Genomic DNA, 3,312 nt, shown 5'->3' with positions numbered 1-3,312 from the left:
CAATCATAGGAATCTCAAGTGAGTAGTTTTGAAACGAAATAAATCACAAAACTGGGAAAATCATTTTCCAAAAAATACAAAATCGAAATAAAAGACTCATAATGACAAAATGCATCTTTCTTTCCAAAATTCAAATTAGGTCCTAAACAATTACAAAAAATCGATTAGATCAAAAATATATGCAAAAGCGTGAAATCTTGAAAATAAGCCCAGAACCTTTATCGACTTCATACATCCAAAAGAACTGTTTACCTGTAGATTAAAACTGTTTGTAGAAATTAGTATCAGGGGTTTGGCTTATTCTCTATTTTTTCAGAACTTTGATCATCTTAGAACCATTACCCTACCCTGAAATATGAAACAAGACTTCTCGAAAAAGACAAATGAAGAACTTTTAAAAAATATAAAAATTGCAAGATTTCTAACTGGCTTGTTGGCTGGTGCATTGATTATGTTATTGGTTCTCAATTCCATAGATAAGGAAAAAACGATTTGGCAAATTATAATGATGCCTTTATGTCTATCGCCTATTTTGATTCTTAATATATCAAACATCGTGGCTATGAAAAAAGAAATTAAGTCTCGTAGTCTTTAATCCAAAAGATATCCTACCTTACCCAGAATACAAGATATGACCTGTCACAATTGCGAAGCACCCTTCGACACAAAGTTTTGCCCGAATTGTGGCAATCCAGCCATCTTAAAAAGAATCGATAAGCATTATCTGCAACATGAGTTTTTGCATCTTTTTCATGTCGAAAAGGGTTTTTTGTACACCGTAAAAATGCTCCTTTCAAAACCAGGTGAGAGTATTCAAGGTTTTTTGAAAACCAACAGAAACAAACTCATGAAGCCGGTGCCATTTCTTATTTTTGCGTCTTTGATATACACAATTATTGGAGGTTTCTTTGGTACTGCAGATGAAACCCATAATTTGGTAAAAATTGATAAAAAATCTACTGAACTTGCATATTTACCCACAATTTTGAATTGGGTTCAAACGCACCATGGATATGCAAATATGACTGTAAGTGTTTTTATAGCTATGTTACTAAAACTTTTCTTTAAAAAACACAAGTATAACTATTTCGAAATCTTGACCATGATGTGTTTTGTGCTTGGCATAAATATGCTCGCCATGACACTCATAGCTCCTTTTTACAGCTTGCCCTACCCTATCATTTATCGTATTTTATTTTTGGTATTTGTGTTTGGTTACACTGTATGGGCAATAGGTCGGTTTTTTGATAAAACCAAAGTTCTGGGCTATTTAAAAGGGGCTTTCGCTTTTATAATGGGGTATATCATTTATTATGCAATTATTCTTGGAATAGGCCTTGGATTAGACATGATTTCTAAATCAATAAACCACTGAAAACAAACCGAAAGAATCTCAAATCACTAAAAACAAAATGACCCATTGCACCAATTGCGATAACATAATTCTAGAAGATTATTGCCCTAAATGCGGCAATGCAGCCAAACTCAAAATTATAGACAAGCACTATTTGCAACATGAATTTATGCACCTTTTTCACTTAGAAAAAGGGTTTATTTATACTGTTAAAAAGCTATTGACTCAGCCGGGCGAAAGCATTAGAGAATTCTTGAAAGAGAATAGAAACAAACTCATGAAGCCGGTGCCGTTTTTGGTATTTACTTCATTAATTTACACTATCATAGTAAGTTTCTTTCCTGTAGTAGTAGCTAACAAGATTGGAGGAGGTTCTGCCGATTCTTACATAGATCGTATTTTTAGTTGGTTTCAAGCTCATTATGCTTATGCCAACATCGCCACTAGTTTTTTCATTGCCTTTTGTACAAGGCTATTTTACCGAAAATACAACTATAATTATTTCGAAATCATGACCATGCTTTGCTATGTGTTGGGCATAAACATGCTGGCAATGACTATTTTGGCTGTTTTTTATGGGACTTTGAACGTCATCGTTTATCGAATACTTTTCACTGTTTTTGTCTATGGCTATGCAGTTTGGGCTATTGGTCAGTTTTTCAACAAAGGCAGCAGAAAAAGTTATTTAGCCGCCGCTGCTTCCTTCATAATGGGATATTTATTATATTTTACAACCATAAGTCTCATTGGCATAGCACTTGACGAAATATTAAAATAAAACCTCCTCCTAAATGTTGGGCATTACTATATAAGGAAACTCACCAATCTTGAATGAATTAACCCAATTTCATTTCATAAAACTCGAGGATTTGTTAAAAACCACTTTTTCGCACAAGCCCATCATAATCAGTAACTTCTATTATGTCCTTAATGGCTTGTTTTTTATTTTTTGCCTTTTCGTAGTATTGTTTACAGACTTGGTAGCCAAGGTAGTATCCCACGCTTCTAACGGGATACAGATCGGTATTTTTGTAGAAATAATCGCTTATTTTAGACATATCGGTCAGATTTTTATAGTCTTGCCATAGCCTATCTTTGTTTTCCTCACAGTATTTATATTGGATGGCATTAAACGTACCTGGCCCTATCGTTGCCTTGAAATCAAAAACCAAATCTGCAATAAATGCCGCCCCTCCTTCGCCCAACAATGGAATGTATTGAATTGTACCCTTGAAAGTCTTAAGGAATTCATCATTTCCCTTGAATTGGCTCAAATGTACCAGCTCATGCACAATGAGTTCGTCCATTCTATTGATATCGAACGACCCAGCTTTCAGATAATCTATTAAACCCGTTGTCTCGACAACTTCCGTTGTATCAGCAAAACTATTACAGGTAAACAACTCTAAACCAACATATTGGCCACTTTCAAAGGATTTTCCGCCGTCATCCATGATACCTATGCAAATCACGTTGGGCTTAATTTTGGCTTCAGGATAAATTTTGAGAAGTTTGCCGTATGCGGCATTTATCCTCTGAATAATCTCTTTTGATTTAAAAACCTCAGACTGCCTCAAAACCGAAGCATAATATTTGGGATAAAGGCGAAGCTTGTTTAAAAACTCTTCTTCTATTTTATAATTATTCAATGATTCCTTCAGCTGGATGTATTCCTTAAAAGTGGCCGAACCTTTAGCCAACAAGTTGGCTCTAATTAAGTTCAAAGTATCTTCAGTAGTCTTTGCGGTCGGCAACTGTCCATACATTTCTCCGAAATTCTCTAAATCTGTCGTGATAAGGTTTTGAGCCTGGGTTAATTGAGAGAGAAGGAACAAGGAGATAATTAGAATAGCTTTTTTCATAGAGTAATTAATTTTTCTTAATTGTGAATTGTAATTAAATGTTCTTTGACATGAAGATTAAGAGTAAATATTTACGATTATTTCTTGTGCTATTAT

At 34.4% G+C, this 3,312-nt stretch carries 4 protein-coding genes; 3 read left to right on the top strand and 1 reads right to left on the bottom strand.

The window, feature by feature from the left end; genetic code table 11:
* Positions 1–355 precede the first annotated feature (355 nt).
* Genes EGI31_RS14265 through EGI31_RS14255 form a run of 3 tightly spaced genes read left to right on the top strand, consistent with a single transcriptional unit; the run spans position 356 to position 2,132 of the window.
* Positions 356–595: a redox-active disulfide protein 2 gene (locus EGI31_RS14265; protein WP_255037897.1), complete on the top strand. Its 240-nt coding sequence runs from the start codon at positions 356–358 to the stop codon at positions 593–595.
* 36 nt (positions 596–631) lie between these two features.
* Positions 632–1,375, top strand: a complete 744-nt coding sequence (locus EGI31_RS14260) for a zinc ribbon domain-containing protein (RefSeq protein WP_255037896.1) — start codon at positions 632–634, stop codon at positions 1,373–1,375.
* 37 nt (positions 1,376–1,412) lie between these two features.
* Entirely contained in the window at positions 1,413–2,132 is a 720-nt protein-coding gene (locus EGI31_RS14255; RefSeq protein WP_255037895.1) for a DUF3667 domain-containing protein, read from the top strand.
* 94 nt (positions 2,133–2,226) lie between these two features.
* Here EGI31_RS14255 and EGI31_RS14250 read toward each other — a convergent pair whose 3' ends face one another.
* Positions 2,227–3,216 carry a DUF2268 domain-containing putative Zn-dependent protease gene (locus tag EGI31_RS14250; protein ID WP_255037894.1) on the bottom strand — a complete coding sequence of 330 codons (990 nt, stop codon included), beginning with the start codon at positions 3,214–3,216 and terminating at the stop codon, positions 2,227–2,229.
* Between the last annotated feature and the right edge of the window lie 96 nt (positions 3,217–3,312).

Origin of the sequence: Lacihabitans soyangensis (genome assembly GCF_024343775.1) — a bacterium.
In the GTDB taxonomy this organism is placed as follows: domain Bacteria; phylum Bacteroidota; class Bacteroidia; order Cytophagales; family Spirosomataceae; genus Leadbetterella; species Leadbetterella soyangensis.
This window is presented reverse-complemented; position numbering and strand designations above follow the sequence as displayed.